The sequence below is a fragment of the Shinella zoogloeoides genome, assembly GCF_020883495.1.
Lineage (GTDB): Bacteria > Pseudomonadota > Alphaproteobacteria > Rhizobiales > Rhizobiaceae > Shinella > Shinella zoogloeoides.
In genome coordinates this window covers 2,692,010-2,718,412 of record NZ_CP086610.1, presented here as the reverse complement: position 1 = coordinate 2,718,412, position 26,403 = coordinate 2,692,010, and the positions used below count along the sequence as shown (strand labels likewise).

Annotated in this window: 27 protein-coding genes; 25 read left to right on the top strand and 2 right to left on the bottom strand. The window is 64.7% G+C overall.

The features are described 5' to 3' along the window. Window positions 1-263: 263 nt before the first annotated feature. Complete coding sequence (locus K8M09_RS13530) at window positions 264-1,247, top strand: sugar-binding transcriptional regulator (protein WP_160785288.1); 984 nt, start codon at window positions 264-266, stop codon at window positions 1,245-1,247. Window positions 1,248-1,306: 59 nt separating this feature from the next. Here the strand turns inward: K8M09_RS13530 and K8M09_RS13525 are convergent, their stop codons facing one another. After that, entirely contained in the window at window positions 1,307-1,531 is a 225-nt protein-coding gene (locus K8M09_RS13525; protein WP_160785289.1) for a LuxR C-terminal-related transcriptional regulator, read from the bottom strand. Window positions 1,532-1,789: 258 nt separating this feature from the next. On the opposite strand from K8M09_RS13525, the gene K8M09_RS13520 reads away from it, so the two are divergent. The 4 genes from K8M09_RS13520 to K8M09_RS13505 all read left to right on the top strand — a co-directional run bounded on the left by K8M09_RS13520 (window position 1,790) and on the right by K8M09_RS13505 (window position 4,641). Then, window positions 1,790-2,314: a 5-formyltetrahydrofolate cyclo-ligase gene (locus K8M09_RS13520; protein ID WP_160785350.1), complete on the top strand. Its 525-nt coding sequence runs from the start codon at window positions 1,790-1,792 to the stop codon at window positions 2,312-2,314. Between the two features lie 9 nt (window positions 2,315-2,323). Next, entirely contained in the window at window positions 2,324-3,148 is an 825-nt protein-coding gene (locus K8M09_RS13515) for a TIGR00282 family metallophosphoesterase (protein ID WP_160785290.1), read from the top strand. Between the two features lie 78 nt (window positions 3,149-3,226). Beyond that, window positions 3,227-3,724: a hypothetical protein gene (locus K8M09_RS13510; protein WP_206366654.1), complete on the top strand. Its 498-nt coding sequence runs from the start codon at window positions 3,227-3,229 to the stop codon at window positions 3,722-3,724. A gap of 170 nt (window positions 3,725-3,894) precedes the next feature. After that, window positions 3,895-4,641, top strand: coding sequence for a YebC/PmpR family DNA-binding transcriptional regulator (locus K8M09_RS13505; RefSeq protein ID WP_160785291.1), 747 nt, complete (start codon window positions 3,895-3,897; stop codon window positions 4,639-4,641). Window positions 4,642-4,699: 58 nt separating this feature from the next. On the opposite strand, the gene K8M09_RS13500 is transcribed toward K8M09_RS13505, so the two are convergent. Beyond that, window positions 4,700-5,701 carry an LLM class flavin-dependent oxidoreductase gene (locus K8M09_RS13500; RefSeq protein ID WP_160785292.1) on the bottom strand — a complete coding sequence of 334 codons (1,002 nt, stop codon included), beginning with the start codon at window positions 5,699-5,701 and terminating at the stop codon, window positions 4,700-4,702. 159 nt (window positions 5,702-5,860) lie between these two features. On the opposite strand from K8M09_RS13500, the gene ruvC reads away from it, so the two are divergent. The 20 genes from ruvC to serA all read left to right on the top strand — a co-directional run bounded on the left by ruvC (window position 5,861) and on the right by serA (window position 26,359). After that, window positions 5,861-6,373 (top strand): crossover junction endodeoxyribonuclease RuvC, encoded by a 513-nt coding sequence (gene ruvC / locus K8M09_RS13495; RefSeq protein ID WP_160785293.1) that lies wholly within the window; start codon window positions 5,861-5,863, stop codon window positions 6,371-6,373. A gap of 55 nt (window positions 6,374-6,428) precedes the next feature. Further along, window positions 6,429-6,689 carry an AbrB/MazE/SpoVT family DNA-binding domain-containing protein gene (locus tag K8M09_RS13490; protein WP_160785294.1) on the top strand — a complete coding sequence of 87 codons (261 nt, stop codon included), beginning with the start codon at window positions 6,429-6,431 and terminating at the stop codon, window positions 6,687-6,689. Then, window positions 6,670-7,086 (top strand): type II toxin-antitoxin system VapC family toxin, encoded by a 417-nt coding sequence (locus tag K8M09_RS13485; RefSeq protein WP_160785295.1) that lies wholly within the window; start codon window positions 6,670-6,672, stop codon window positions 7,084-7,086. Before K8M09_RS13490 ends, K8M09_RS13485 begins: the two co-directional genes overlap by 20 nt. A 10-nt stretch (window positions 7,087-7,096) precedes the next feature. Next, window positions 7,097-7,714, top strand: a complete 618-nt coding sequence (gene ruvA / locus K8M09_RS13480) for a Holliday junction branch migration protein RuvA (protein WP_160785296.1) — start codon at window positions 7,097-7,099, stop codon at window positions 7,712-7,714. Window positions 7,715-7,754: 40 nt separating this feature from the next. Further along, a complete protein-coding gene (ruvB, locus tag K8M09_RS13475; RefSeq protein WP_160785297.1) occupies window positions 7,755-8,795 on the top strand; it encodes a Holliday junction branch migration DNA helicase RuvB in 1,041 nt (346 codons plus the stop codon). A 320-nt stretch (window positions 8,796-9,115) separates the two neighbouring features. Further along, entirely contained in the window at window positions 9,116-9,766 is a 651-nt protein-coding gene (locus K8M09_RS13470) for a hypothetical protein (protein WP_229341891.1), read from the top strand. Between the two features lie 133 nt (window positions 9,767-9,899). After that, complete coding sequence (gene ybgC / locus K8M09_RS13465; RefSeq protein WP_160785298.1) at window positions 9,900-10,364, top strand: tol-pal system-associated acyl-CoA thioesterase; 465 nt, start codon at window positions 9,900-9,902, stop codon at window positions 10,362-10,364. Between the two features lie 320 nt (window positions 10,365-10,684). Next, window positions 10,685-11,401: a protein TolQ gene (gene tolQ / locus K8M09_RS13460; protein WP_160785299.1), complete on the top strand. Its 717-nt coding sequence runs from the start codon at window positions 10,685-10,687 to the stop codon at window positions 11,399-11,401. Window positions 11,402-11,432: 31 nt separating this feature from the next. Beyond that, the gene (gene tolR, locus K8M09_RS13455; RefSeq protein WP_160785300.1) at window positions 11,433-11,885 is read left to right on the top strand and encodes a protein TolR; all 453 of its coding nucleotides are present in this window, start codon (window positions 11,433-11,435) and stop codon (window positions 11,883-11,885) included. A 9-nt stretch (window positions 11,886-11,894) separates the two neighbouring features. Further along, window positions 11,895-13,007 carry a hypothetical protein gene (locus K8M09_RS13450; protein WP_160785301.1) on the top strand — a complete coding sequence of 371 codons (1,113 nt, stop codon included), beginning with the start codon at window positions 11,895-11,897 and terminating at the stop codon, window positions 13,005-13,007. A 20-nt stretch (window positions 13,008-13,027) separates the two neighbouring features. Next, window positions 13,028-14,332: a Tol-Pal system beta propeller repeat protein TolB gene (gene tolB / locus K8M09_RS13445; RefSeq protein ID WP_160785302.1), complete on the top strand. Its 1,305-nt coding sequence runs from the start codon at window positions 13,028-13,030 to the stop codon at window positions 14,330-14,332. Between the two features lie 299 nt (window positions 14,333-14,631). Then, window positions 14,632-15,171, top strand: coding sequence for a peptidoglycan-associated lipoprotein Pal (gene pal / locus K8M09_RS13440; RefSeq protein ID WP_160785303.1), 540 nt, complete (start codon window positions 14,632-14,634; stop codon window positions 15,169-15,171). 152 nt (window positions 15,172-15,323) lie between these two features. Continuing rightward, window positions 15,324-16,310: a tol-pal system protein YbgF gene (ybgF, locus tag K8M09_RS13435; protein WP_160785304.1), complete on the top strand. Its 987-nt coding sequence runs from the start codon at window positions 15,324-15,326 to the stop codon at window positions 16,308-16,310. Window positions 16,311-16,330: 20 nt separating this feature from the next. After that, complete coding sequence (gene tilS / locus K8M09_RS13430) at window positions 16,331-17,608, top strand: tRNA lysidine(34) synthetase TilS (RefSeq protein ID WP_160785305.1); 1,278 nt, start codon at window positions 16,331-16,333, stop codon at window positions 17,606-17,608. 190 nt (window positions 17,609-17,798) lie between these two features. Continuing rightward, window positions 17,799-19,721, top strand: a complete 1,923-nt coding sequence (gene ftsH, locus K8M09_RS13425) for an ATP-dependent zinc metalloprotease FtsH (RefSeq protein WP_160785306.1) — start codon at window positions 17,799-17,801, stop codon at window positions 19,719-19,721. A 282-nt stretch (window positions 19,722-20,003) separates the two neighbouring features. Continuing rightward, on the top strand, window positions 20,004-21,356 hold the full coding sequence (gene glmM, locus K8M09_RS13420) for a phosphoglucosamine mutase (protein WP_160785307.1): 1,353 nt from the start codon (window positions 20,004-20,006) through the stop codon (window positions 21,354-21,356). A gap of 247 nt (window positions 21,357-21,603) precedes the next feature. Continuing rightward, the gene (locus K8M09_RS13415; RefSeq protein ID WP_160785308.1) at window positions 21,604-22,419 is read left to right on the top strand and encodes an outer membrane protein; all 816 of its coding nucleotides are present in this window, start codon (window positions 21,604-21,606) and stop codon (window positions 22,417-22,419) included. A 175-nt stretch (window positions 22,420-22,594) separates the two neighbouring features. Beyond that, complete coding sequence (locus K8M09_RS13410; protein WP_160785309.1) at window positions 22,595-23,329, top strand: outer membrane protein; 735 nt, start codon at window positions 22,595-22,597, stop codon at window positions 23,327-23,329. A 177-nt stretch (window positions 23,330-23,506) separates the two neighbouring features. Then, window positions 23,507-24,688 (top strand): phosphoserine transaminase, encoded by a 1,182-nt coding sequence (locus tag K8M09_RS13405; RefSeq protein ID WP_160785310.1) that lies wholly within the window; start codon window positions 23,507-23,509, stop codon window positions 24,686-24,688. A gap of 75 nt (window positions 24,689-24,763) precedes the next feature. Beyond that, window positions 24,764-26,359: a phosphoglycerate dehydrogenase gene (gene serA, locus K8M09_RS13400; RefSeq protein WP_160785311.1), complete on the top strand. Its 1,596-nt coding sequence runs from the start codon at window positions 24,764-24,766 to the stop codon at window positions 26,357-26,359. Window positions 26,360-26,403 lie beyond the last annotated feature (44 nt).

Sequence of the window (26,403 nt, the reverse complement as noted above, 5' to 3'; positions counted from 1 at the left end):
TTGCCGGGCGGCGTTTCTGGGAAACGCCAGGCCCTCCTCCATTGTTCCCGTGAAAGCGCATGGGCTGCCGTGCTTCCGTTTCGGCCGCCGCATGCGTTGGCACGCTCCATCCGCCGGCGGAATACCGCCAGCAGATATGGGCGGACTATTGGTGGCTTCCTGGGCGAAAGTCAAGCACTTTTGCTTAATCTTCTGAACATATGTCGCATTCCTCGCCGGATGTGCTAAGGTCGCCCGGACGAAAGCGGACAGAGGGAGACGACGTGGCAAGGCTTCGGCGCGACACACACACGGCCTATTCGGAGTCGGCGGCGCTCCGGCTGCGGGCGGCGTGGCTCTATTACAATCAGGGCCTTACCCAGAAGGACGTGGCGGAGAAGATCGGCGTCAGCCGCACCACCGTCATTCGCATGCTCGACGAGGCGCTGAAGCGCTCCGAGGTGCAGATCTGGATCAACGAGGGCATTGCCGATTGCGTCGAACTCGCCGTGCGGCTGGAAAAGGCCTACGGACTGGACGAGGCGGTGGTGGTGCCGGCGGCGAACAGCGCGGAGGCGACGGCCAAGAGCGTCGGCCTCGCGCTCGGCCAGTTCCTCACGGAGGCGATCCCGGACGATTGCACCGTCGGTGTCGGCTGGGGGCGCACGCTGACGGCCTCGCTTGCCAGCTTCCGCCCCGCGCGGCGCGAGCGCGTCAAGGTCGTCTCGCTGCTCGGGGGCGTGGTGGAAGCGCACCATATCAATCCTATCGAATATACCTGGCAGCTCGCGAGCCAGCTTGGGGCGGAATGCTACCTGTTCCTTGCGCCGCTTCTGGTCGACAGCGGCGAGACCAAGCGCAGCCTCATCGAGAAATGCGGCCTGAAGACGCTGTTCGATCTCGCCGAGAACATGGATATCGCCGTGGTGAGCTGCGGCGATATCGGCCCGCGGGCAAGCTCGCTGTCGCGCGACTTCATCGCCCGTCATGAGCTTGACGAACTGATCGCCGCCGGCTGCGTGTGCGATACGATGTGCAATTTCCTCGATGCCGAGGGCCGTACCATCGATCACCCGATCCGCCACCGCGTCATGTCCATCGACCTCGATACGGTGAAGAAGGCGCGGCATATCGTGCTGGTCTCCGGCGGCGCGCACCGTGCGCCGGCCATCCGCGCCACGATCCGCCGCGTCGGCTGCAACACGCTGATCACCGACGAGGGGGCGGCGATGGCCATGCTGCGCCTCGCGGAAGATGGCGCTGTCTAAAGCATTTCCGGCCGAAGCGAGATCGCTTCGGCGGCGGACGATGCGGGCAAGACAAAGCGCTAGAGCAGATTGAGCCGCGCGGCGCGGGTGATCGCGCCGACGATGTTGCGGGCGCCGAGCTTTTCGACGGCGCTTCGCAGGATATCGTTCACGCATGCGGTGGTCAGGTCGAATTCACGCACGATATCGGTCGGCGTCCTGCCGTTGGCGGCAAGGCTGAGGCACCGTTTCTCGATTTCGGTCAGTTCCGGCGGGGAAGAAGGGGTATTTTCCGGGGGCATCATGCGCCCGCCTTAAGGGCGCGCGGGCGGTGGGGAAAGTACAAGCTGTGCCGATGCTTAACGGCAGGCGGCCGTTTTGCGCCGCACTGTGCCATCGTGGGACAGGGGCCTGTCATGTCGCAAAGCGAGGCGGATTTGCCTTTCGGCGCTGCTAGCTGGTAAGCCACGGCAGACAAGCTGGAGCGACCCGTGACGACCCACACGACCCCCAAGGAACAGAAGGCGGCGATCCGCAACGAGCGGCTGGCGCTGCGCGATGCGATGACGCCCGAGACACGCATCGAGGGCAGCCTCGCCATGGTCGAGCTTGCGGGCGACCGCATCGCATTCGATCCCGGCACGGTGATTTCCGGCTTCTGGCCGATCCGCTCGGAGGCGGATATCCGGCCGCTGATGGCGCATCTGCGCAGCCGCGGCGCGCGGCTCTGCCTGCCGGTGGTGCTCGACCGCGAGACCATCGTCTTCCGTGAACTCGTCGTCGGCGCGCCGGTCGTGAAGACCGGCTTCGGCACCACCGGCCCGGGGCCGGAAGCGGCGGTACTCGACCCGGATATCCTGCTCGTGCCGCTCTCCGCCTTCGACCGGACCGGGCATCGCATCGGCTATGGCGCGGGGCATTACGACCGGGCGATCGACCGCCTCAAGGCGAAAGGCCGCGTGCCGAAGCTCATCGGCATTGCGTTCGACTGCCAGGAAGTGGCATCAGTACCCGCCGAGCCGCATGACGTGCCCCTCGATGGCATTCTCACGGAAAGCGGCCTCAGCATGTTCCAACAGGTTTCATAAGGCAGATCGATGCGTTTTCTCTTTCTCGGCGACATGGTGGGCAAGACCGGGCGGACGGCCGTCTGGGAGCGCCTGCCGGGCCTGATCAGCGATTTCAGGCTGGATTTCGTCGTCGTCAACGGAGAGAACGCCGCCGGCGGCTTCGGCATCACGGAGGATATCTTCCTTGAGACGGTCAATGCCGGTGCAGACGTGGTGACGACAGGCAACCATGTCTGGGACCAGAAGGAGGCCGTCGGCTTTGCCGGTCGGCACGATCAGTTCCTGCGCCCCGCCAATTATCCGGCCGGCACGCCCGGCCGCGGTGCGAACCTCTTCATTGCCCGCAACGGTGCGCGCGTGCTCGTCGCCAACATCATGGGCCGCGTCTTCATGCATCCCGAGCTGGACGATCCCTTCACGGCGGGGGAAACGATCCTCGCCTCCTGCCCGCTCGGCGAGCAGGCCGATGCGGTCATCTTCGATTTCCATGCGGAAGCGACGAGCGAGAAGCAGTGCTTCGGCCATTTCGTCGACGGGCGCGCCAGCGTCGTCGTCGGCACGCATACCCATGTGCCGACCGCCGATTGCCAGATTCTCAACGGCGGCACCGCCTATATGTCCGATGCCGGCATGTGCGGCGACTACGATTCTTCGCTCGGCATGGACAAGGAAGAGCCGCTGAACCGCTTCATCTCGAAAATGCCCAAGGGCCGTTTCGAGGCGGCGTCCGGCCCCGCCACGATCTGCGGGATGGCGGTCGAGATTTCCGACCGTACGGGGCTTGCCGAGAAGGTCGCGCCGCTGCGCCTCGGCCCGCGCCTTGCCGAGACGGTGCCGGATTTCTGGCGCTGAGTTTCGCGCGGCGCGCACCGCTTGCCGAACGGCCGGGGGATTCGTATTCTCCCGGGCATTCGATACCGGAGCCTTGCGATGCTGCGTCTTCTGCCTGCCTTGCCCGTCCTTTTCCTTTCCTGCAGCGTGGCCCTTGCCAGCGGCGCGCCGACGCCCGGCGAGCCGGCAGTGGAATCCAGCCAGCCGCGCGAAACGGGCAAACAGCCGGTGGAGAAGGCCCCGGCGCGCGGCCTTGGCGTCGCGGACGAATTCATCATGCCCTCCGGCAATATCGGCTGCATCTACATTCCCGAGGGCGGAACCGACGTCTATGAGCCGGAGGATGGCGGGCCGGAGCTTTCCTGTGACCGGATCGAGCCGAAATATGTGCGCGCCATTCTCGGCCGCAGCGGCAAGGGCCGGGTGCTTTCCGATGTCGGCGACCAGGGCTGCTGTAGCGCTGAGAAGACCCTCGACTACGGCGAGGTCTGGCGCGGCGGGCCCTTCACCTGCTACTCCGAGCGCACGGGTTTGACCTGCGAGCGCAATGACGGCCACTCGTTCCTGCTCAGCCGCGCCCGCACAAAAGCGGACTGAAACGGCTCTGTCGCTTTGTTCGCCGGGACTGCTGGACGCGCGGCGACAATGAAATTATAAGGCGGCATTCCAAAAATCGGGGCAGCAGGCCGGCGCGTCACCGCGGTCGTCCTGTCCCGCTCAAAGACCGGCGACCGAAATCAAGGGCGCCAAACCAAGACAGGGGTGCCATGGCTGGCCATTCACAGTTCAAGAATATCATGCATCGCAAGGGTCGGCAGGACGCCGTGCGGTCGAAAATGTTCTCCAAGCTCGCCCGTGAAATCACGGTTGCGGCCAAGACCGGCCTGCCCGACCCGGCCATGAACGCCCGCCTGCGTCTGGCGATCCAGAACGCCAAGGCACAGTCCATGCCCAAGGACAATATCGAGCGCGCCATCAAGAAGGCTTCCGGTGCAGACAGCGAGAACTACGAGGAAGTCCGCTACGAGGGTTACGGCCCGGGCGGCGTCGCCGTCATCGTCGAGGCGCTGACCGACAACCGCAACCGCACCGCTTCCTCCGTCCGCTCGACCTTCTCCAAGGCCGGCGGGGCGCTCGGTGAAACCGGCTCGGTCTCCTTCTCCTTCGATCGCGTTGGCGAAATCACCTACAAGCTCTCGGTCGGCAGCGCCGACGCCGTCATGGAAGCCGCAATCGACGCCGGCGCCGAGGACGTGACGACGGACGAGGACGGCCACACGATCATCTGCGGCTTCGAGGATATCGGCGACGTTTCCAAGGCGCTGGAAGACACGCTCGGCGAAGCCGAGACGGTCAAGGCGATCTGGAAGGCGCAGAACACCGTGCCGGTCGACGAGGAAAAGGCGCAGTCGCTGATGAAGCTCATCGACACGCTGGAAGACGACGACGACGTGCAGAACGTCTATTCGAACTTCGAGGTTTCCGACGAGGTCATGGCCAAGCTTTCGGCGTGATCGACGGCGGATGCTTAATGAGAAAGGCCGGGAGCGCGACGCGCTTCCGGCCTTTTTGTCATGCCGCCTTGGCAAGCGCCTGCTGCGCCCCGGCGAAGAGCCGCAGGGATTTCACCCGCGCCTCCATGTCGTAGATCGGCATGGAGACGATCAGTTCGTCCGCCTTGGTCAGCGCCAGGAAATCGGCGATGCGGCGTTCTATCTTCGCGGGCCCGCCGACGACGGCATATTGCAGCGTGTGCTCCACCATGATGCGCTCCTGCTCGCTCCAGAGGCTATCCATGCTCTCGACCGGCGGCGGGAAGGCGTCCGGCGTGCCGCGGCGCAGGCGCACGAAGGATTGCTGCATGGAGGTGAAGAGGTGGTCGGCTTGCGCATCCGTGTCGGCCGCCGCGCCCATCACGCCCACCATGGCATGCGGCTTGTCGAGATATTGCGACGGCTCGAAGCGTTCGCGGTAGATTTCCAGCGCCGTCGGCAGCATGTCCGGCGCGAAATGCGAGGCGAAGGCGAAGGGCAGGCCGAGCATACCGGCCAGATGCGCCGAATAGTGGCTGGAGCCGAGCAGCCAGACGGGCACGTTGCTGTTCGCGCCCGGCACGGCGATGACCTTCTGCTCCGGGTTCGGCGGTCCCATAAGCTGCATCAGCTCGATGACGTCCTGCGGGAAATTGTTGGCGGCGCTGTCGAGGTTGCGGCGCAGCGCCTGCGCGGTGCGCATGTCCGTGCCCGGGGCGCGGCCGAGGCCGAGGTCGATGCGACCGGGGAAGAGGGCGGCGAGCGTGCCGAACTGTTCGGCGATGATGAGCGGCGAATGGTTCGGCAGCATGATGCCGCCGGAACCGACGCGGATTTTTTCCGTGCCCGCCGCGACATGCTGGATGACGAGGGAGGTGGCGGCGCTGGCGATGCCGCGCATGCCGTGATGCTCTGCGAGCCAGAAGCGCTTGTAGCCATGCGCCTCGGCTTCCTGCGCCAGACGGCGGGAATTTGCCAGCGACTGGGCGACGGTGCCGCCTTCGATGACCGGGGACAGGTCGAGGATGGAGAAGGGCACCATGGGAGCGGCCTCTTGTAAGGGAATTTGATCGCTCTCCCATGTAGGTTCAGTTTTCTAAAATCCAAGCGAGGATTTTCCGGAAATTGCAAAGCATGGCTTTGTTTTTGTTTTGTTCACATTTCGCTGGCAGGGTCCGTTCGACAGGATTAGGGTTGGACCATGCAGGACACGATTCGCATCATCGGCATCGATCCGGGGCTTCGTCGCACCGGCTGGGGCATTATCGAGACGCTCGGCAACTCGCTGCGCTTCGTCGCCTCGGGCACCGTGACCTCGGACGGCGACATGGACCTCGCTTCGCGTCTGTGCCAGTTGCATGACGGGCTTGCCGAGATCGTGCACAGCTACCAGCCCGACGAGGCCGCCGTCGAGCAGACCTTCGTCAACAAGGACGCGACCGCGACGCTGAAGCTCGGACAGGCGCGCGGCATCGCCATGCTGGTGCCGGCCCGCGCGGGCCTGCGCGTTGCCGAATATGCGCCGAACGCCGTCAAGAAGGCGGTGATCGGCGTCGGCCATGGCGAGAAGCAGCAGATCCACATGATGCTGAAGGTGCTGATGCCCAAGGCCACCTTCGTCGGCAACGACGCGGCCGACGCGCTTGCCATCGCCATCTGCCACGCCCACAACCGCCAGGGCCTCTCCGGCCGCCTCGCCAAGCTTGCGGGCTGATTTGTTCTTGACTTGTTCTTATTGCAGCGATAAGTAATACCTCAGAGGTATTACCATGCGTGTGACGGAAAAGGGTCAGGTGACGATCCCGAAGGATATCCGCGACCGGCTCGCCATCGAGCCCGGGTCGGAGGTGGATTTCGTTGTCTCCAAAGACGGCGTGATGCTGGTCAAGGTCGGTGACGGCAAGGCCGACTTCGAGGATTTCGAGGCGTGGGCCGCCAGCGTGCAGGGCACATGGGATTTGGATGGCATGACGCCGGACGAGTATTTCGAATGGCTGCGGGGGCCGCGCGATGACCTCGACCCTCGTTGATACCAATGTCCTGATCGACATTCTCGGACCTGACCGGCCGCAGCGGGTCTGGTCGCTGGCGGCGCTGAAGCGCTGCGCACAGGAAGGCGAGTTGGTGCTCCATCCCGTGGTCTGGTCGGAACTTGCGACGTCGCCGCTCAGCGAACTGGAATTGAACCTCGCTTTCGGCTGGCTGCGCATGCGCAGGGAAACCGTTTCCTATGAGGCGGCTTTCACGGCCGGCAAGGCGCATTACGCCTATCGCCGGGCGGGCGGCCTGCGCGAGCGCACGCTGCCGGACTTCCTCGTCGGCGCCCATGCCGTCGCCCGTTCCCATCGGCTCCTCACCCGCGATGCGGCGCGTTACCGCTCCTATTTCCCCGCGCTCGACATCATCTCTCCCGAAACCCATCCCTGACGGATTTCCCATGATCGGCAAACTCAAAGGCACCATCGACGAGATCGGCGAGGATCATGTCGTCCTCGACGTGCATGGCGTCGGCTATGTCGCCCATTGCTCGGCGCGCACGCTCGGCAGGCTCGGCTCGGCCGGGGAGGCGGCGGTGCTGTTCATCGAGACCTATGTGCGGGAGGACCAGTTCCGCCTCTTCGGCTTCCTGACCGCGCTGGAGCGGGAGTGGTTCCGCCTGTTGCAGAGCGTGCAGGGCGTCGGCTCTAAGGTGGCGCTGGCGGTGCTCTCCACGCTGACGCCGGGGGAACTGGCGAACGCCATCGCGCTTCAGGACAAGACGGCGGTGTCGCGTGCGCCGGGCGTCGGGCCGAAGGTGGCGGTGCGCATCATCACCGAATTGCGCAACAAGGCGCCGGCCTTTGCCGGCGAAGCCTCGGCCTCCATCGGGCTGAAGCAGGAGATCGGCGAAGGGGTGGCTTCCGCGCCGGTGGCCGATGCCGTCTCGGCGCTCACCAATCTCGGTTATTCGCGCGATCAGGCGGCCAATGCCGTCGCGGCGGCGCTCAAGAACGGCGGGGAGGGGGCCGACAGCGCGAAGCTCATTCGCCTCGGCCTCAAGGAATTGTCGCGGTGATGCGGTTGCCTTCCATCGTGGACAATGGGATTAGGGCGCAATGAGCGACGAGACCAGACTGCTTTCGCCGGACAAGCGCGGCGAGGATATCGACACGGCCCTGCGCCCGCAGACGCTGGACGACTTCACCGGCCAGGCGGAAGCGCGCGCGAACCTGAAGATCTTCATCGAGGCGGCGAAGAACCGCGGCGAGGCGCTGGACCATGTGCTCTTCGTCGGCCCGCCCGGCCTCGGCAAGACGACGCTCGCCCAGATCATGGCGAAGGAGCTCGGCGTCAATTTCCGCTCGACCTCCGGCCCGGTCATCGCCAAGGCCGGCGACCTTGCAGCGCTGCTCACCAATCTGGAAGAGCGCGACGTGCTCTTCATCGACGAAATCCACCGTCTCAACCCGGCCGTCGAGGAAATCCTCTATCCGGCCATGGAGGATTTCCAGCTCGACCTCATCATCGGCGAAGGCCCGGCCGCGCGCTCGGTGAAGATCGACCTGTCGAAATTCACGCTCGTCGCCGCCACCACGCGCCTCGGCCTGCTGACGACGCCGTTGCGCGACCGCTTCGGCATTCCGGTGCGGCTCAATTTCTACACCGTCGAGGAACTGGAATCGATCGTGCGCCGCGGCGCGCGGCTGATGGGCCTCGGCATGACGGACGAGGGCGCGCGCGAGATCGCCCGGCGTGCCCGCGGCACGCCGCGTATCGCCGGCCGCCTCCTGCGCCGTGTGCGCGATTTCGCGGAAGTGGCGCGTGCGGAGGCGGTGACGCAGAAGATCGCCGACGAGGCGCTGACGCGGCTTCTCGTCGACAATATGGGCCTCGACCAGCTCGACCGGCGTTACCTCTCGATGATCGCGCACAATTTCGGCGGCGGCCCGGTCGGCATCGAGACCATCGCGGCGGGGCTTTCCGAGCCGCGCGACGCCATCGAGGACATCATCGAGCCCTATATGATCCAGCAGGGCTTCATCCAGCGCACGCCGCGCGGGCGCGTGCTGACCGCCAATGCCTGGAAGCATCTCGGCCTCACCCCGCCGAAGGATATCGAGGCGACGCAGTTCCGCCTGTTCTCCGAGGAAGAGTGAGGGGCAGCGTGGGCTTTTCCCGGGGTGCTGGCAAATCCGGCCGGTGCCGGCACCTTGAAATTGAATTCCGCTTAATTAGCGGTAGATTCTTTAGTTAATCATAATTAAGTCGCGAACCAGCCGGGTTTTGGACCGATTGGCCGCCTATTGCAGCCCCGGGCGGATGGGCTAGCGAAGCGTCACACGCTTTAAGGGAGAGTATTGCGTTTATCTCTGTTTGTCTCGACGGCGTCTTGCGCCGCCGAAGGTGCTCGCGTGCGTTTTGCGTGCTGCGTGGATGTGTGCGCTTCGCATAACCGAAAGGCACTGAAATGGGACTCATGCACCTGATCAACACGCTAAGCCTCGACCCGGTCGCGGCCATCAGGACCGGCTTGCGTATCGTTCACTTCGTCGGCCTCGCACTCGGCCTCGGCGCGGCGACGGTTCTCGACCTGATGATCTTCAGGTTCTTCCTCAACGGCAAGGTGACGTCGGAGCGATGGGCGATCTTCGACTTCGGCTCCAAGATCGTCAATGCCGGCCTCGTTCTCCTGTGGGTGACCGGCTTCGGTTTCCTGGCCTATTACGGCGCATTCGAGCCGATCAAGTTCGGTAATGAAAAGGTCTGGGCGAAGATGCTGATCGTCCTGATCCTGACGGTCAACGGCCTCTTCATCCATGCGGTCATCCTGCCGAAGGTCAAGGCGCAGATCGGCCGTTCCCTGCTGCAGGGCATGTCGACGCGCCAGAAGAGCGTGCTTTTGACCTCCGGCGCGATCTCGGCCACCTCCTGGTATGTGCCGCTTCTGCTCGGCGCCCTGCCGCAGCTCAACTTCGTCGTGCCGATGACCACGATCCTCCTTGCCTATGCGCTCATCCTTGCGCTGGTCGCGGCGGTGTCGCATGGCGTTCTTCTCGTGGTTCCGAACGGCTCCGGGGATGGCGCGTCGACGCGCGGGCCTCTGATGGGGCAGGCCGTCGCGGCATGATCCGCCGCGTGCGATGATGCAGGAGGCCCGGTTTGCGCCGGGCCTCTTTCGTTATGGCCGGGAGATATCACCTTTGCGGATCGGGCGCGAACCCTGTAAGGGCCGTCGGCAGGCATCTTGATCGAGGGCACCCATGTCAGGCACGACTTTTTCGATTTGCGGCGAGCTGAAGGCGCAGGGGCACGAACTCGTCCAGCGGGTCTATTACGAGGACACGGATTTTTCCGGCGCCGTCTATCACGCCCGCTACCTGCATTTCATGGAACGCGCGCGCACGGATTACCTGCGCTGCCTCGGCGTCGAGCAATCCAGCCTGTTCGACAGCGATGCGGAGGGCCTTGCCTTCGTCGTGCATCGCATGGAGATCGACTTCAAGTCTCCCGCGCGCATGGACAATATCCTGACGATCCGCACCGTCACGGAAAAGGCCGGCGGGGCGAAGATGGTGCTGCAGCAGGCGGTGGAGCGCGACGGCGCGCCGCTGATCGCGGCCAAGGTGGTGATCGCCGTGGTCAACCGCCAGGGCCGGCCGCGCCGGCTGCCCGAAGCGCTGGCCGCGCGTTTTCTTGCCAAAGGCCAGGAAATCTTAGGCGCATAGCTGCGGTAACGAACCCTTAACCATAATGATGTCTTACTCGGCGGGTCAGAAGGGTTTTGTGCGCTGCACGTCATCCTTTAACCAAAATTGCCGTGAAGAAGGCAGGTTGTAAGCGTTTGACCGGCATGGCGGCCGGCGGCATCAACCGGACATTCTTGACGGGCTGCGAAGCGGTTGCGGATCTCGATCCCTGCCTGCGACGTGCGCTTTGTGAATGCCGATGCGATATCCACCTCCCAGGAGACCGCAAAGGCGTGAATGGAACCCGGTTCGAGCCGCAAAGGCCCGTGCCGGGTGTTTGGATTCGGGGACATAGGTCTATGGAACAAGTGGGTTTGGAAGCGGCTGGCAGCGTGAGCCTTTGGGGTCTCTTCATCCAGGCCGGATTCATCGTGAAGCTGGTCATGCTCGGCCTGATCGCCGCGTCCGTCTGGACCTGGGCTATCGTCGTCGACAAAGCGGTGAGCTACGGGCGTGCGCGCCGGCAGCTCGATAGCTTCGAGCAGGTTTTCTGGTCGGGCCAGTCGCTCGAGGAGCTGTATCGCACGCTCTCCGACCGGCAGACCTCCGGCATGAGCGCCATCTTCGTGGCGGCGATGCGGGAATGGAAGAAGAGCTTCGAGCGCGGCGCGCGATCGCCCATCGGCCTGCAGATGCGTATCGACCGGGCGATGGACGTGACGCTCTCGCGTGAATCTGAAACGCTGGAGGCGCGTCTCGGCTCGCTCGCCACCATCGGCTCGGCGGCGCCCTTCGTCGGCCTGTTCGGCACGGTCGTCGGCATCATGACATCGTTCCAGGCCATCGCCGGCTCCAAGCAGACGAGCCTTGCGGTCGTCGCGCCCGGTATCGCCGAGGCGCTGCTCGCCACCGCCATCGGCCTTGTCGCCGCTATTCCCGCGGTTATCGCCTACAACAAGTTCTCCGCCGACGCCGGCAAGCTGACGGCGCGTATGGAGGGCTTTGCGGACGAGTTCTCGGCCATCCTCTCGCGCCAGATCGACGAGAAGCTGCAGCCGCGCGCTGCGGCGCAGTAACGCGGCGTTCAGGATAGACGGAGACGACTCCATGGGCATGTCAGTCGGAGCGAAGAATTCAGGCGGTGGCCGCCGCCGCCGCGGGGGCGGCAAGAAGGCCCCGATGAGCGAGATCAACGTGACGCCGATGGTCGACGTCATGCTGGTGCTGCTCATCATCTTCATGGTGGCCGCGCCGCTGATGACGGTCGGCGTGCCGCTCGACCTGCCGAAGACGCAGGCCAAGGCCCTCAACGCCGACACCCAGCCGATCACCGTCTCGGTCAAGGCCGACGGCCAGGTGTTCCTGCAGGAAACGGCGATTCCGCTCGAGGAGATCGCCGCCAAGCTGCAGGCTGTGTCGACCACTGGCTATACGGAACGCATCTTCGTGCGTGGCGACGGCAATGCGCCCTACGGCGTGATCGCCGATGTCATGTCGCGCATCCAGGCCGGCGGCTTCACCAATATCGGCCTCGTCACCGAGCAGAAACCGGATAATTGATCGCACGCCATGAAGGGCAGCCTCGCCACATCCGCCGTCATCCACGCCGCCGTTCTGACCCTGGCGCTGGTTTCGCTCGGCAGTCCCGAGAGCTTCGACGTGGCCAATGTCGAGGCGCTGCCGGTCGATATCGTGTCGATCGAGGAGCTGACGCAAATCCAGCAGGGCGACAAGAAAGCCGAGATGAAGGAAAAGGCCGCGCCTGTTCCGACCAAGAAGCAGACGCCGGTCGAGAATGCGGAAAACGCCGGCGAGAACGACGTCGACCTGAAGAACCTGCCGACGCCGGAGGCCAAGCCGCGTGAAATAGAAACGGCGGCCTCGCCGGAAAAGGCGGAGAAGGTCGTCCAGACGCCGGACAGCAAGCCTGTCGAGGACGTCAAGAAGGAAGAGCCCGCCAGCGAGCCCTCGACCGAGGTCGCGGCCGTCGCCAAGACCCAGCAGGACGTCAAGCCGGACCCGAAGCCGGAGGCCAAGCCCGCCGAGGAAAAGCCGGCCGAGGACCCGGAAGCCGAAGCGCTGCCGGACAAGGTGCCGCTGCCCGAGATGAAGCCCAAGGTCGAGGCGAAGAAGACCGAGACCGCGGAGAAGCCGGCCGAGAAGAAGGTGGAAACGGCCAAGGCCGAGACCTCCAAGACGCCGGACCGCAAGAAGGACCAGAAGAAGAAGCAGGAGAAGGCGACGTCGATGAACGACAGCGACTTCAACGCCGACGAGATCTCCGCGCTTCTCAACAAGGAAAAGGCCGCCGGTGGCGGCGCCAAGCGCTCGCAGGACGAGGCGGCGCTCGGCGGCAAGAAGACGACGAGCGGCACCAAGCTGTCCCTCAGCGAAATGGACGCCCTGCGTGGCCAGATCCAGAACAACTGGTCGATCATTCCCGGCCTTGCCGACGCCGCCGACGTGCGCATCCAGGTCAAGATGCAGCTCGACCAGAACGGCGACATCATCGGCGAGCCGGAGGTGACGGCGACGGGCGGCACGGAAGCCGCACGCCGGGCGCTGGCCGGCGGCGCACGCCGCGCCATCATGAAATCGCGGCCCTTCAAGGGGCTGCCGCCTGAGAAATACGATGCCTGGAGCGAAGTCGTCGTGAACTTCGACCCCAGCCAAATGATGTAGAACTAGGAAGGCCTAGATAGATGTTCAGACGCAGTCTCCTCCGTTTCCTGGTCGTGCTGACCGGCCTTGCGGCCTTCCTGCCGCAGGCCTGGGCGCTTGTGGAAATCAACATCAACAAGGGTAATGTCGAGCCGTTGCCGATTGCGGTGACGGATTTCGTCGCCAGCGGCGACCTCGGCCAGCGTATTTCCGAGGTCATCGCTGCGGACCTGAAGCGGTCCGGCCTTTTCGCGCCGGTCAACAAGCAGGCCTTCATCGAGAAGATCTCCAACCCCGACCAGCCGCCGCGCTTCGACGACTGGAAGGTCATCAACGCGCAGGCCCTCGTCACCGGCCGCGTGACGCAGGAAGGCGACGGACGTCTTCGCGCCGAGTTCCGCCTGTGGGATACCTTCGCGGGCCAGCAGCTCACCGGCCAGCAGTTCTACACGCAGCCGGAAAACTGGCGCCGCGTCGCCCATATCATCGCCGATGCGATCTATGAGCGCCTGACCGGCGAAAAGGGCTACTTCGACACCCGCGTCGTGTATGTCGCCGAAAGCGGCCCGAAGACGGCCCGCAAGCGCCAGCTCGCCATCATGGACCAGGACGGCTTCAACGCCCGGGCGCTGACGAATTCCAACGAACTCGTCCTGACGCCGCGCTTCTCGCCGAACCGCCAGGAAATCACCTACATGTCCTTCGAGGGAAACCAGCCGCGCGTCTACCTGCTCCAGCTCGAGACCGGGCAGCGCGAGGTGGTCGGCGACTTCCCGGGCATGACCTTCTCGCCGCGCTTCTCGCCGGATGGCCAGAAGGTCATCATGAGCCTGCAGCAGGAAGGCAACGCCAATATCTACACGATGGACCTGCGTTCGCGCACCACGACGCGGCTCACCTCGACCGCGGCCATCGACACCGCTCCCTCCTATGCGCCGGACGGCACGCAGATCGTCTTCGAAAGCGACCGTGGCGGCAAGCCGCAGCTCTATGTGATGGGCGCGGACGGCTCCGGCCAGCGCCGCATCTCCTTCGGTGACGGTTCCTATTCCACGCCGGTCTGGTCCCCGCGCGGCGATCTTATCGCCTTCACCAAGCAGTCGGGCGGCAAGTTCTCCATCGGCGTGATGAAGCCCGACGGCTCCGGTGAGCGCATCCTGACCACCGGCTTCCACAACGAGGGGCCGACCTGGGCGCCGAACGGCCGCGTGCTGATGTTCTTCCGCCAGGCAGCCGGCTCCGGCGGACCGCAGATCTATTCGATCGACCTGTCCGGCTATAACGAGCAGCTCGTCCAGACGAAGGGCTTCGCGTCCGACCCGGCCTGGTCGCCGCTTCTGGAATAGCAGCCATTCCCATATGAAGCGTGCCTGCCGCGTTCTTGCCGCAAAGTCCTGTAAGTCAGGCGGCGGTGAGGCGCGGCAGACGCGTCTTCAGGCGATTCCGGCAAAAGCGCGCAGCAGCTTTGCCTTCGGAAACGCGACAGTGAATTGAGAATGCGAGGGGCCGGGGACGGTCTGACAAGCAATCGTTAACCATACTCGTTGAACAGGGATTAACCGAGCGCGGTTACAGTCTGGCAACCCTGATTGAAACCCGCGATTCAACGAACTTGACGCAAGACCTGATGCAAGGAGACCGGCTCATGAGCCGCATTCAGACCCCGGCCGCTGGCCGCATGCAGACCATCGCCCGCAACCCGGCCGTCATCGCCCTTGTCATGACGCTCGCGCTGGCAGGCTGCGCTTCCAAGAAGAACCTGCCGAACAGCGCCGGCGACCTCGGCCTCAACGGCGGCGGCGCAGGCGCCGCGACGCCCGGTTCGCCGCAGGACTTCACCGTCAATGTCGGCGACCGCATCTTCTTCGACACCGACTCCACGTCGATCCGCGCCGATGCCGCCGCAACGCTCGACCGCCAGGCTCAGTGGCTGCAGCGCTACCCGAACTTCGCGATCACGATCGAAGGCCATGCCGACGAACGCGGCACGCGCGAATACAACCTGGCGCTCGGTGCGCGCCGTGCGGCCTCCACCCGCCAGTACCTCGCTTCGCGCGGTGTTCCGGCAGCCCGCATGAAGACGATCTCCTTCGGCAAGGAAAAGCCGGTCGCCGTCTGCGACGACATTTCCTGCTGGTCGCAGAACCGCCGCGCCGTCACCGTTCTCGGTGGCGCGGGCATGTAATTCCGCTCCTTCGGGACGGGATGGAAGGCGGCCTTTCGGCCGCCTTTCTTTTTTCAACACACTTTGGCCGAACTCCGTTGCTTTTTGAGAGTATTTGGAAAACTCTTCGGCGGCGCTTCGGCGCGCAATTTGGACCAACAGGACGAAGATAGATGAAGAAACTTGTCGCGGCAGGCGTTCTCAGTCTTGCAGCGGTGGCAGGCACCGTCGGACAGCTCAACGCATCGCCGCTCACGGCGCTGGCGAGCGGCTTCCTTCCGGCCAAGCAGGAACGGGCGGGCGACCGCGATATCGTTCTGGCCCAGGCCATGGACCCGCGGGTCGGCCAGCTCGAAGAGCAGATCCGCACCCTCAACGGCCGCATCGAGGAGATGAGCTACCAGCTTCTCCAGATGCAGGAGCAGATCCGCAAGGCCCAGGAAGACAACGAGTATCGCTTCCAGGACCTCGAGAGCGGCAAGGCCGGCGCGAAGGGCAAGAGCGGCGCGCTCGAAAAGCCCCTCGATAGCGGCGCTGCCGACCAGCAGACTGCATCCAACACGGTTCCGGCGGACGATACCGCCGGAACCGACCCGCTTGCCACGCCGATCGGCGGCGGCGGCGCCCAGCCGCAGGAACTCGGCTCGATCAAGTTCGACGAGAACGGCAATCCGGTCGGCGCCGACGCCAATCCGGACCTGAACAACCAGAGCGCCGCGCTGCCCGGCGTCGATGGCGGCCAGCCGCAGGCTTCCGGCTCCGCGACCGCCTCTCTCGACAATCCCGACGATCTCTACCAGACCGCCTACGGCCATGTGCTGACGGGCGACTACCAGCTCGCCGAGCGCGAATTCCGCGACTATCTCGATATCTTCCCAACCAGCGAGAAGGCGGCGGACGCCAATTTCTGGCTCGGCGAGGCGCAGTATTCGCAAGGGAACTTCAACGACGCGGCCAAGACCTTCCTCAACGCCCACCAGACCTTCGGCAAATCGAAGAAGGCGCCGGAAATGCTGCTGAAGCTCGGCATGTCGCTCGCCGCCCTCGACAATCGCGAAACCGCCTGCGCCACGCTGCGCGAGGTGAGCAAACGCTACCCGAACGCCTCCAAGGCCGTGAAGGCCAAGGTCACCTCCGAACAGAGCCGCCTGTCCTGCTGATTGCGGACGGAGCGAAGGCCGTGGCCCGCGCGGACAATCCCGTCGTCGAGGCAGCCGGCCATCTGCTTGCCAGTTTCAAACGCCCCGCAAAGCTCCTGATCGCCGTTTCCGGCGGGAGCGATTCGACCGGGCTGCTCGTGGCCCTCGCCACGCTTTGCGCCACCGGGCGCTATCCGCATATCACGCTTTGCGCCTGCACCGTCGACCATGACCTGCGCGCCGGCTCGTCCGCGGAGGCGTCCGCCGTGGGCGCGCTCTGCGGCCGCTACGGCATCGCCCATGCGATCCGCCGCTGGGAGGGGACGAAACCGGCGACGGGCCTGCAGGCCGCCGCCCGCGCCATGCGCTACGACCTTCTCGTCGACGCCGCACGGGAAAGCGGCGCGGACGCCATCGTCTCCGCCCATACGCTGGACGACCAGAACGAGACCGTCGCCATGCGCGCGGCGCGCGCGCAGGCCGGTGTCGGCCTTTCCGGCATGGCGGACGGCGTGCTGCTGAATGGCGCTGTCTGGTTGCTGCGACCGTTCCTCGGTGTCGGCCGCGCCGCGATCCGGGATTTCCTTGCGGAGCGGGGCGAAGGGTGGATCGACGATCCGAGCAATCTCAATCCGCGCTTCGAGCGGGTGCGCGTGCGGGCGCAGGGCGATGCCGCGCCGTTGCTGTCGGCCGGAGAGGAGCGCGTTCTCTTGGCCAAGCGCGCGGCGGTGTTCCTGACGGAAAATGCCCGGGCGGAGGGCGCGTATATCTTCCTTGCGGCACCCGCCGTCGAGACCGTCTTATCTGACCCCGCCGCCTGGCGGGGCCTCATGCTGCTGGCGGCGGCGGCGGGCGGGCGGGTTCACACGCTCGAAGCCCGTTCCGCCGGCCGTCTCCGGTCGTTCCTTGCCAGCGGCACACTGTCGCGGCTGACGGCAGGACGCGTGGTGTTCGACCGCCGGCGGGATGGGCTTTCTCTCTACCGCGAGGATCGGGGCATCGCGCCGCTCGTCCTTGCAGCGGGGGGGGGCGGGACATGGGACGGGCGCTATCAGGTGGTCAACCGGGCGGGGCGGACGGTCGTGGTTGCCGCCTGCGGCGCTGCGGGCGAGGCGCTGCACGGCCCCGCCCTGCGGGCCGCGCGAACCGCGCCGTGCCTGAAATTCGCGGATGGCGGCGCGGTGGCGGCGGGCGATGCCGTCTTCACGCCGGTGATCGCGCCCTATGCACATTTCCTGCCCCGCTTCGACCTGCCGGCCGCCCAGGCCCTTGCGGATGTCCTCGGTTGCGCGCGCTTCCCGTCTCCGCCGAACGAATGAAGGCGGACGCGAAAGCGTTATGATAGGGTGGGTGTCGGAGGCGGCGCGGTTTTGCAGTCGCCGTTGACGATAGTTTGAGAAATGCCCGTGGAGCGCGTGGTTTGCCTTGGCAAGGCCGCAACGCGACCCTATGTTAGGCGTTGAAGAAACGGCCGGCAGCCCCCGGCCGGGAAAGTGCCCGGAAAGTTCGATGAATCCCAATTTCCGAAACTTCGCCCTCTGGGCGATTATCGCTCTCCTGCTGATCGCGCTGTTCAGCATGTTCCAGACGAGTCCGGCCCAGACCGGCTCGCGGGAAATCCCCTATTCGCAGTTCCTTAAAGAGGTGGACTCGAGCCGGGTGAAGGAAGTCGTCATCACCGGCGAGAAGATCGTCGGCAGCTATGTCGAGACCGGCGCGACCTTCCAGACCTATGCGCCGGCCGGCGACAACACGCTCGTCCAGCGCCTAGAGGCCAAGAACGTGGTCGTGAGCGCGCGCCCGGAAACGGACGGTTCCTCCAGCTTCCTCAGCTATATCGGCACCCTCCTGCCCATGCTGCTGATCCTCGGCGTCTGGCTGTTCTTCATGCGCCAGATGCAGGGCGGCTCGCGCGGGGCGATGGGCTTCGGCAAGTCCAAGGCCAAGCTTCTGACCGAGGCGCATGGCCGCGTCACCTTCGCGGATGTCGCCGGCGTGGACGAGGCCAAGCAGGACCTGGAAGAAATCGTCGAATTCCTGCGCGACCCGCAGAAGTTCCAGCGGCTTGGCGGCCGCATTCCGCGCGGCGTGCTGCTCGTCGGCCCGCCCGGCACGGGTAAGACGCTGCTCGCGCGCTCCGTCGCGGGCGAGGCGAACGTGCCCTTCTTCACCATTTCCGGCTCGGACTTCGTGGAAATGTTCGTCGGCGTCGGCGCGAGCCGCGTGCGCGACATGTTCGAGCAGGCCAAGAAGAACGCGCCCTGCATCATCTTCATCGACGAAATCGACGCTGTCGGCCGCCATCGCGGCGCCGGTCTCGGCGGCGGCAACGATGAACGCGAGCAGACGCTGAACCAGCTTCTCGTCGAGATGGACGGCTTCGAGGCGAATGAGGGCATCATCCTGATCGCCGCGACCAACCGCCCCGACGTTCTCGACCCGGCGCTCCTGCGTCCCGGCCGCTTCGACCGGCAGGTCGTCGTGCCGAACCCGGATATCGTCGGCCGCGAGCGCATCCTCAAGGTGCATGTGCGCAACGTGCCGCTGGCCCCCAATGTCGACCTCAAGGTTCTTGCGCGCGGCACGCCCGGTTTCTCCGGCGCCGACCTCATGAACCTCGTCAACGAGGCCGCCCTGATGGCCGCGCGTCGCAACAAGCGCCTCGTGACCATGCAGGAGTTCGAGGACGCCAAGGACAAGATCATGATGGGCGCGGAGCGCCGCTCCTCGGCCATGACCGAGGCGGAAAAGAAGCTCACCGCCTATCACGAGGCCGGTCACGCGATCGTCGCGCTGATGGTGCCGGCGGCCGACCCGCTGCACAAGGCGACGATCATTCCGCGCGGCCGTGCGCTCGGCATGGTCATGCAGCTTCCCGAGGGCGACCGCTACTCGATGAGCTACAAGTGGATGGTCTCGCGCCTCGCCATCATGATGGGCGGCCGCGTCGCCGAGGAGATCACCTTCGGCAAGGAGAACATCACCTCCGGCGCGTCCTCGGATATCGAGCAGGCCACCAAGCTTGCCCGCGCCATGGTCACGCAATGGGGCTTCTCCGACCAGCTCGGCCAGGTCGCCTATGGCGAGAACCAGCAGGAAGTGTTCCTCGGCCATTCGGTGGCGCAGCAGAAGAACGTTTCCGAGGCGACGGCGCAGAAGATCGACAACGAGATCCGCCGCCTGATCGACGAAGCCTATGCCGACGCCAAGCGCATCCTGACCGAGCAGAACCACGAATTCGTGGCGCTGGCCGAAGGCCTGCTCGAATACGAGACGCTGACGGGCGAAGAGATCAAGGCGCTCATTCGCGGCGAGAAGCCGGCGCGCGACCTTGGCGACGACACGCCGCCGAGCCGCGGTTCGGCCGTGCCGAAGGCCGGCCACAAGAAGGGCGGCGAGCCGGAAGGCGGCCTGGAGCCGCAGCCGCAATAAGCGCGGATTTGCGAAACGTCAAAAACGGCCGGGATCGTCTTCCCGGCCGTTTTCTTTAGGTAACGGACTGTAACGAATTCTGATTTCAGGGTGGATGTTCTTTGCCTGCTTTTGTGGCAAAGAAGCGCGAGAGCCGCGCGCCTTAAGGTTAAAGTTACGCGCGGACGGTAGAGTCTTTGCCCATTCGGTGCCTCGGTATGGCACCTGGGACGCGGCAGATGGGACGCGTATGCGCTGGGCGCGGCGGAAGATGCCGCAGGACCCGCGAATTCAGGAGCGAACATGAAACGTCGTTACTTCGGCACGGATGGCATCCGGGGCCAATCCAACACCTTCCCGATGACACCCGACCTTGCCATGCGGGTCGGCATCGCCGTCGGCACGATCTTCCGCCGCGGCGCGCATCGCCACCGGGTGGTGATCGGCAAGGACACGCGCCTTTCCGGCTACATGCTGGAAAATGCCATGGTCGCCGGCTTCACGGCGGCGGGCATCGACGCCTTCGTTCTCGGCCCGATCCCGACGCCGGCCGTGGCCATGCTGACGCGCTCGCTGCGCGCCGATATCGGCGTGATGATCTCGGCCTCGCACAATCCGTTCCAGGATAACGGCATCAAGCTCTTCGGCCCGGACGGCTACAAGCTGTCCGACGAGCTGGAGATGGAAATCGAGGAACTGCTCGAAAAGGACATGATGGCGCAGCTCGCCAAGGCCGGCGAGATCGGCCGGGCCAAGCGCGTCGACGGCGTGCATGACCGCTATATCGAGCATGCCAAGCGCACGCTGCCGCGCGATGTGACGCTGCAGGGCCTGCGCATCGCCATCGACTGTGCGAACGGCGCTGCCTATCGCGTGGCGCCGGCCGTTTTGTGGGAACTCGGCGCGGACGTGGTGACGATCGGCAACGAGCCGGACGGCGTCAACATCAATTTGGAATGCGGCTCCACCCATCCGGCGACGTTGCAGCGCAAGGTGCATGAAGTGCGCGCCGATATCGGCATCGCGCTCGACGGCGATGCGGACCGCGTGCAGATCATCGACGAGAACGGCAAGATCATCGATGGCGACCAGCTCATGGCCGTCATCGCCGAGAGCTGGGCGGCGGACGGCATGCTGCGCGGCGGCGGGCTGGTCGCCACCGTCATGTCCAATCTCGGGCTGGAGCGTTTCCTGGCCGGCAAGGGCCTTGGCCTGCAGCGCACCAAGGTCGGCGACCGCTATGTCGTCGAGCACATGCGCCAGCACGACTACAATGTCGGCGGCGAGCAGTCCGGCCATATCGTGCTTTCCGATTTCGGCACGACCGGCGACGGCCTCGTCGCCGCGCTCCAGATTCTTGCCTGCGTCAAGCGCAGCGGCAGGACGGTGAGCGAGATTTGCAACCGCTTCGAGCCGGTGCCGCAGGTCCTGAAGAACGTTCGCGTGAAGGCCGGCCAGCCGCTGGAAGACGCCGCCGTGCGTCAGGCCATCGCCGATGCGGAGAGCGAGCTTGCCAAGAACGGCCGCCTGCTGATCCGCCCGTCCGGCACCGAGCCGCTGATCCGCGTCATGGCGGAAGGCGACGACCGGGGGCAGGTGGAGCGCATCGTCGACGAGCTCATCGGCGTGATCGGCTCGGTCCGCAACGCTGCCTGAGCCATATCGGCGCAACAACTTTCGAAAGGCCGGGGCATTCCCCGGCCTTTTCTTTTGGCGGGAAGTCGAAACGGAAGTTTTATTTAAAAATTTACCGAATTCATGAACGGCCGTTAACAGATACGGTAAATGTTCGTAGTTAATCGCCCCTTAACTTTTCATCGTCATTATCCAGGCCTGATCGAACGACTTGGGAGCCGGTGTGCCGGTGTGCCAAGCCGCAGCACAAGCCTACTGGAGCAAGGCCATGAGGAAAGTTTTGAGTAGCGTCGTCGCCGTCATGCTGACAGGCACGTCGGGTTATGCGGCCGATATGTACGAGCCGCAGGTCATCGAGGCTCCGGTTCAGGAAACCGTCGTCCAGACGGGCGGCTGGTACCTGCGCGGCGATGCGGGCTGGTCCTACAACAAGCTGCGCGGCGCGCACTACTTTCAGGGGTCGAACAAGGTCGACAAGGACTTCGATTTCACCCGCCTGAGAAGCGGTTTCGTCATCGGCGGCGGTGTCGGTTACCAGATCAACGATCACCTCCGTACGGACGTGACGCTGGACTATATGTTCAAGTCGAACTTCCGGGGCGGCACCACGGGCTGGTGCGGCGCGACCGTCTGCAACTCGAGCGACAGAAGCTCCCTGTCGGCCCTTACCCTGCTCGCCAACGCATATGTTGATATCGGGCACTACGGCGCCTTCACGCCTTATGTTGGCGCGGGTATCGGCGGTTCCTACGTTCGCTGGAACAAGCTGAACAATACGATCTGCAACGATCCGGGCAACCCGGGCTGCAACACGACGGAACATGACGGCAAGAAGAGCTGGCGCTTCACCTACGCGCTCATGGCTGGTACCGCGATCGACCTGACGTGCAACCTCAAGGCCGATGTGGGCTATCGTTTCCGTCATGTCACTAAGGGCGACATGTTCGGCTACAAGCTGAACGGCGGCCCGGGCTACGACAAGGGCTATTACAGCCATGAAGCCCGCGCCGGCCTGCGCTACTCCTTCAGCGGCTGCGAAACGGCGACCTACATCCCGCCGGCCGATATCCCGGTCTACAAGTAAGAGACCGCTTCCGTATTTTCAGGGCCGCCCTTCGGGGCGGCCCTTTGCGTTCCGGCGGGTGCTTAACGGTTTCTTCATTCCTTAAGAAATATGGTTAACCAACGGTGTAGGGTGGCGGAATGCCGGCCGGCGCCGGCGCAACCGACCGGCAACCGGTCTTCAGGGAAGTGAGACAATGGCCCGCCGTATCGCATCGTCTGGCATCATCGCTATCGCAGCGCTTGTCGCAACGAGCGCCCTCGCGAGCGATCTCGAAGTCATCGAAGCGCCGGAAATCGACGTGTCGAAAAGCGTTGCCGCCGGGGGCTGGTACATTCGCGGTGACCTTGGCTATTCCGGCTGGATCAAGGGCGGGCGGCCGCGCATCACGCAAGCCGGCGCAACGCAGGAGTTCGACGAGCGCCGTTTCTCCCGGCCGCTCTCCTATGGCCTTGGCCTCGGCTACCAGTTCAACGATCTGGCGCGCGCAGACGTGACCGTTGATTATTCCAAGGACGATTTTCGCGGCAGCGCCGCCTGTGCCGGCGGGCCGTGCGCCTTCAAGGCCGATTATTCCGCCGCCGGCGTGATGGCCAATGGTTATGTCGATCTCGGCACGCTCGCCGGCTTCACGCCCTATGTCGGCGTGGGGCTGGGGGCGACCTATCTCGATTGGCGCGATGCCGCCTGCGGTGGGGCAGGTTGCCCCGGAGCGTGGCTTGCGGGGCAGGATGGCCTGCGCTTCACCTATGCCCTGATGGCCGGCGCGTCCATGGACCTTGCCTCCAACGTCAAGCTCGACTTCGGCTACCGCTTCTCCGATATCGCCGGCGGCGATGCCTTCCGCTCCGGGGCGGGCGGCATGGATGTCCGCGACCGCGGCATCCAGAAGCACGAATTCCGTGTCGGCCTGCGCGTCCCGCTCTGGTAGGAGCGCGCTATCCGGTTCTTTCACGGCGCGTCGGGCAACCGGCGCGCCGTTTCCATTGCGCCGGATTATTTTTCGATAGCGACATATTCTTCTTGACTGGAGAAGGCCTCTCCCATATTCACGGCGGCGGGACACTCCTCCCCAACGAGGAGCTATCTATCTGGAAGGATAGCGATCATGACGAAGACCGTCACACCGCCGGACGTGCGTCCGAACAATACCCATTTCTCTTCTGGCCCTTGCTCGAAGCGCCCCAGCTGGTCGCTCGAAGCGCTTTCCGATGCTCCGCTCGGTCGTTCGCACCGCGCCAAGATCGGCAAGACCAAGCTCAAGCAGGCCATCGATCTCACCCGTGAAGTCTTGGAAGTGCCGGCGGATTACCGCATCGGCATCGTGCCGGCCTCCGATACCGGCGCCGTCGAGATGGCGCTGTGGTCGCTGCTCGGCCCGCGCGGCGTCGACATGGTCGCCTGGGAAAGCTTCGGTTCGGGCTGGGTTTCGGATGTCGTCAAGGAACTTAAGCTTCCCGACATCCGTAAGATTACGGCCGACTACGGCCTTCTCCCCGACCTTTCCACGATCGATTTCGACCGTGACGTGGTCTTCACCTGGAACGGCACGACCTCGGGCGTGCGCGTCGCCAATGCCGATTTCATCCCGGCGGACCGCAAGGGGCTCACGATCTGCGACGCGACCTCGGCCGCCTTCGCGCAGAACCTCGATTTCGCCAAGCTCGATGTCGTCACCTTCTCCTGGCAGAAGGTTCTCGGCGGCGAGGGCGCGCATGGCGTCATCATCCTGTCGCCGCGCGCGGTCGAGCGCCTCGAAAGCTACACGCCCGCCTGGCCGATGCCGAAGATCTTCCGCATGACCAAGGGCGGCAAGCTGATCGAGGGCATATTCCAGGGCGAGACGATCAACACGCCCTCCATGCTCTGCGTCGAGGACTATATCGATGCGCTTCTCTGGGCAAAGCAGGTCGGCGGCCTCAAGGGCCTGATGGCCCGTGCCGACGCCAATGCCAAGGTCATCTTCGATTTCGTCGAGAAGAACGACTGGATCGCCAATCTCGCCAAGGATCCGGCGACGCGCTCCAACACCTCGGTCTGCCTGACGATCGCCGACAAGGACGTGCTGGCGCTCGACGCCGATGCTCAAGGCGCTTTCGCCAAGGGCCTTGTCTCCCTGCTCGACAAGCAGGGTGTCGCCTATGACATCGGCGCTTACCGCGATGCCCCGTCGGGCCTGCGCATCTGGGCCGGCGCCACCATCGACACCGCCGATCTCGAAGCGCTGATGCCCTGGCTGACCTGGGCGTTCGAGACCCAGAAGGCGACGCTTTCCAAGGCTGCGGCCTGATTTCGCGACCGGCTTCGTCCTTCGGGCGGAGCCATCTTTGATCTCATCTTCCCTGACTCATTGAAGGAGGCCATCGTGGCACCTCGCGTACTCGTATCCGACGAACTCTCGGAAACCGCCGTCCAGATTTTCCGCGACCGCGGCGTTGATGTCGATTTCCAGCCGAAGCTCGGCAAGGACAAGGAAAAGCTCGCCGAGATCATCGGCAATTATGACGGCCTCGCCATCCGCTCGGCCACCAAGGCGACGGAAAAGCTGATCGCTGCTGCCAGCAACCTCAAGGTCATCGGCCGCGCCGGCATCGGCGTCGACAATGTCGATATCCCGGCCGCCTCGCGCCGCGGCATCATCGTCATGAACACGCCTTTCGGCAACTCGATCACCACCGCCGAGCACGCCATCGCGCTGATGTTCGCCGTTGCCCGCCAGCTTCCGGCCGCCGATACCTCCACACAGGCCGGCAAGTGGGAAAAGTCGAAGTTCATGGGCGTCGAGATCACCGGCAAGACGCTCGGCGTCATCGGCGCCGGCAATATCGGCGGCATCGTCTGCAAGAAGGCCATCGGCCTCGGCATGCATGTCATCGCCTACGATCCCTTCCTGTCGGCTGAACGCGCCGTGGAAATGGGCGTCGAAAAGGCGGAACTGGACGACCTGCTCGCCCGCGCCGATTTCATCACGCTGCACGTTCCGATGACGGACAAGACGCGCGGTATCCTGGGCAAAGAAGCGCTCGCCAAGACCAAGAAGGGCGTGCGCATCATCAACTGCGCCCGTGGCGGTCTTGTCGATGAAGCGGCGCTTGCCGAAGCCATCAAGTCCGGCCATGTCGCCGGCGCCGGCTTCGACGTGTTCGAGGTGGAGCCCGCGACCGAAAGCCCGCTCTTCGGCCTCGAAAACGTCGTCTGCACGCCGCATCTCGGCGCGTCGACCACGGAAGCGCAGGAGAACGTCGCCCTGCAGGTCGCCGAGCAGATGTCGGACTACCTCGTCAAGGGTGCCGTCTCCAACGCCATCAACATGCCGTCGATCACGGCCGAGGAAGCGCCGATCCTGAAGCCTTTCATCCGCCTTGCGGACGTGCTCGGCGCCTTCGTCGGTCAGGTCACGGAAAGCGCGATCAAGGAAATCGAGATTCTTTATGACGGCGCGACAGCCTCGATGAACACCAAGGCGCTGACCAGCGCCGTGCTTGCCGGCCTCATCCGCCCGCAGGTCGCCGACGTCAACATGGTCTCGGCCCCGGTCATGATCAAGGAAAAGGGCGTCATCCTGTCCGAGGTCAAGCGTGACAAGTCGGGCGTCTTCGACGGCTATATCCGCCTGACGGTGAAGACGGAGAATCAGACCCGCTCCATCGCCGGCACGGTCTTCTCCGACGGCAAGCCGCGCTTCATCCAGATCAAGGGCATCAACCTCGATGCGGATGTCGGCAACCACATGGTCTACATCACCAATACCGACGTTCCGGGCATGATCGGCTTCATCGGCACGACGCTCGGCGAGGCCGGCGTCAACATCGCCAACTTCCAGCTCGGCCGTGAGAAGGAAGGCGGCGATGCCATCGCCCTTCTCTATGTCGACGGTGCGATCTCCGACGACGTGCTGGCCAAGCTCGGCGCAAACCCGGCGATCCGTCAGGTCAAGCCGCTGGTCTTCAACGTCGACTGATCTTCGCTCTTCCCAGGACGGAAACGGCCAGGACGGAAATGGAA

What these genes read in the sequence shown, in the direction of transcription:
- K8M09_RS13525 (WP_160785289.1), bottom strand. Translation starts at nt 1,531, where the DNA reads ATGATGCCCCCGGAAAATACCCCTTCTTCCCCGCCGGAACTGACCGAA.
- K8M09_RS13520 (WP_160785350.1), top strand. Translation starts at nt 1,790, where the DNA reads ATGACGCCCGAGACACGCATCGAGGGCAGCCTCGCCATGGTCGAGCTT.
- K8M09_RS13515 (WP_160785290.1), top strand. Translation starts at nt 2,324, where the DNA reads ATGCGTTTTCTCTTTCTCGGCGACATGGTGGGCAAGACCGGGCGGACG.
- K8M09_RS13510 (WP_206366654.1), top strand. Translation starts at nt 3,227, where the DNA reads ATGCTGCGTCTTCTGCCTGCCTTGCCCGTCCTTTTCCTTTCCTGCAGC.
- K8M09_RS13505 (WP_160785291.1), top strand. Translation starts at nt 3,895, where the DNA reads ATGGCTGGCCATTCACAGTTCAAGAATATCATGCATCGCAAGGGTCGG.
- K8M09_RS13500 (WP_160785292.1), bottom strand. Translation starts at nt 5,701, where the DNA reads ATGGTGCCCTTCTCCATCCTCGACCTGTCCCCGGTCATCGAAGGCGGC.
- ruvC (WP_160785293.1), top strand. Translation starts at nt 5,861, where the DNA reads ATGCAGGACACGATTCGCATCATCGGCATCGATCCGGGGCTTCGTCGC.
- K8M09_RS13490 (WP_160785294.1), top strand. Translation starts at nt 6,429, where the DNA reads ATGCGTGTGACGGAAAAGGGTCAGGTGACGATCCCGAAGGATATCCGC.
- K8M09_RS13485 (WP_160785295.1), top strand. Translation starts at nt 6,670, where the DNA reads ATGACCTCGACCCTCGTTGATACCAATGTCCTGATCGACATTCTCGGA.
- ruvA (WP_160785296.1), top strand. Translation starts at nt 7,097, where the DNA reads ATGATCGGCAAACTCAAAGGCACCATCGACGAGATCGGCGAGGATCAT.
- ruvB (WP_160785297.1), top strand. Translation starts at nt 7,755, where the DNA reads ATGAGCGACGAGACCAGACTGCTTTCGCCGGACAAGCGCGGCGAGGAT.
- K8M09_RS13470 (WP_229341891.1), top strand. Translation starts at nt 9,116, where the DNA reads ATGCACCTGATCAACACGCTAAGCCTCGACCCGGTCGCGGCCATCAGG.
- ybgC (WP_160785298.1), top strand. Translation starts at nt 9,900, where the DNA reads ATGTCAGGCACGACTTTTTCGATTTGCGGCGAGCTGAAGGCGCAGGGG.
- tolQ (WP_160785299.1), top strand. Translation starts at nt 10,685, where the DNA reads ATGGAACAAGTGGGTTTGGAAGCGGCTGGCAGCGTGAGCCTTTGGGGT.
- tolR (WP_160785300.1), top strand. Translation starts at nt 11,433, where the DNA reads ATGGGCATGTCAGTCGGAGCGAAGAATTCAGGCGGTGGCCGCCGCCGC.
- K8M09_RS13450 (WP_160785301.1), top strand. Translation starts at nt 11,895, where the DNA reads ATGAAGGGCAGCCTCGCCACATCCGCCGTCATCCACGCCGCCGTTCTG.
- tolB (WP_160785302.1), top strand. Translation starts at nt 13,028, where the DNA reads ATGTTCAGACGCAGTCTCCTCCGTTTCCTGGTCGTGCTGACCGGCCTT.
- pal (WP_160785303.1), top strand. Translation starts at nt 14,632, where the DNA reads ATGAGCCGCATTCAGACCCCGGCCGCTGGCCGCATGCAGACCATCGCC.
- ybgF (WP_160785304.1), top strand. Translation starts at nt 15,324, where the DNA reads ATGAAGAAACTTGTCGCGGCAGGCGTTCTCAGTCTTGCAGCGGTGGCA.
- ftsH (WP_160785306.1), top strand. Translation starts at nt 17,799, where the DNA reads ATGAATCCCAATTTCCGAAACTTCGCCCTCTGGGCGATTATCGCTCTC.
- glmM (WP_160785307.1), top strand. Translation starts at nt 20,004, where the DNA reads ATGAAACGTCGTTACTTCGGCACGGATGGCATCCGGGGCCAATCCAAC.
- K8M09_RS13415 (WP_160785308.1), top strand. Translation starts at nt 21,604, where the DNA reads ATGAGGAAAGTTTTGAGTAGCGTCGTCGCCGTCATGCTGACAGGCACG.
- K8M09_RS13410 (WP_160785309.1), top strand. Translation starts at nt 22,595, where the DNA reads ATGGCCCGCCGTATCGCATCGTCTGGCATCATCGCTATCGCAGCGCTT.
- K8M09_RS13405 (WP_160785310.1), top strand. Translation starts at nt 23,507, where the DNA reads ATGACGAAGACCGTCACACCGCCGGACGTGCGTCCGAACAATACCCAT.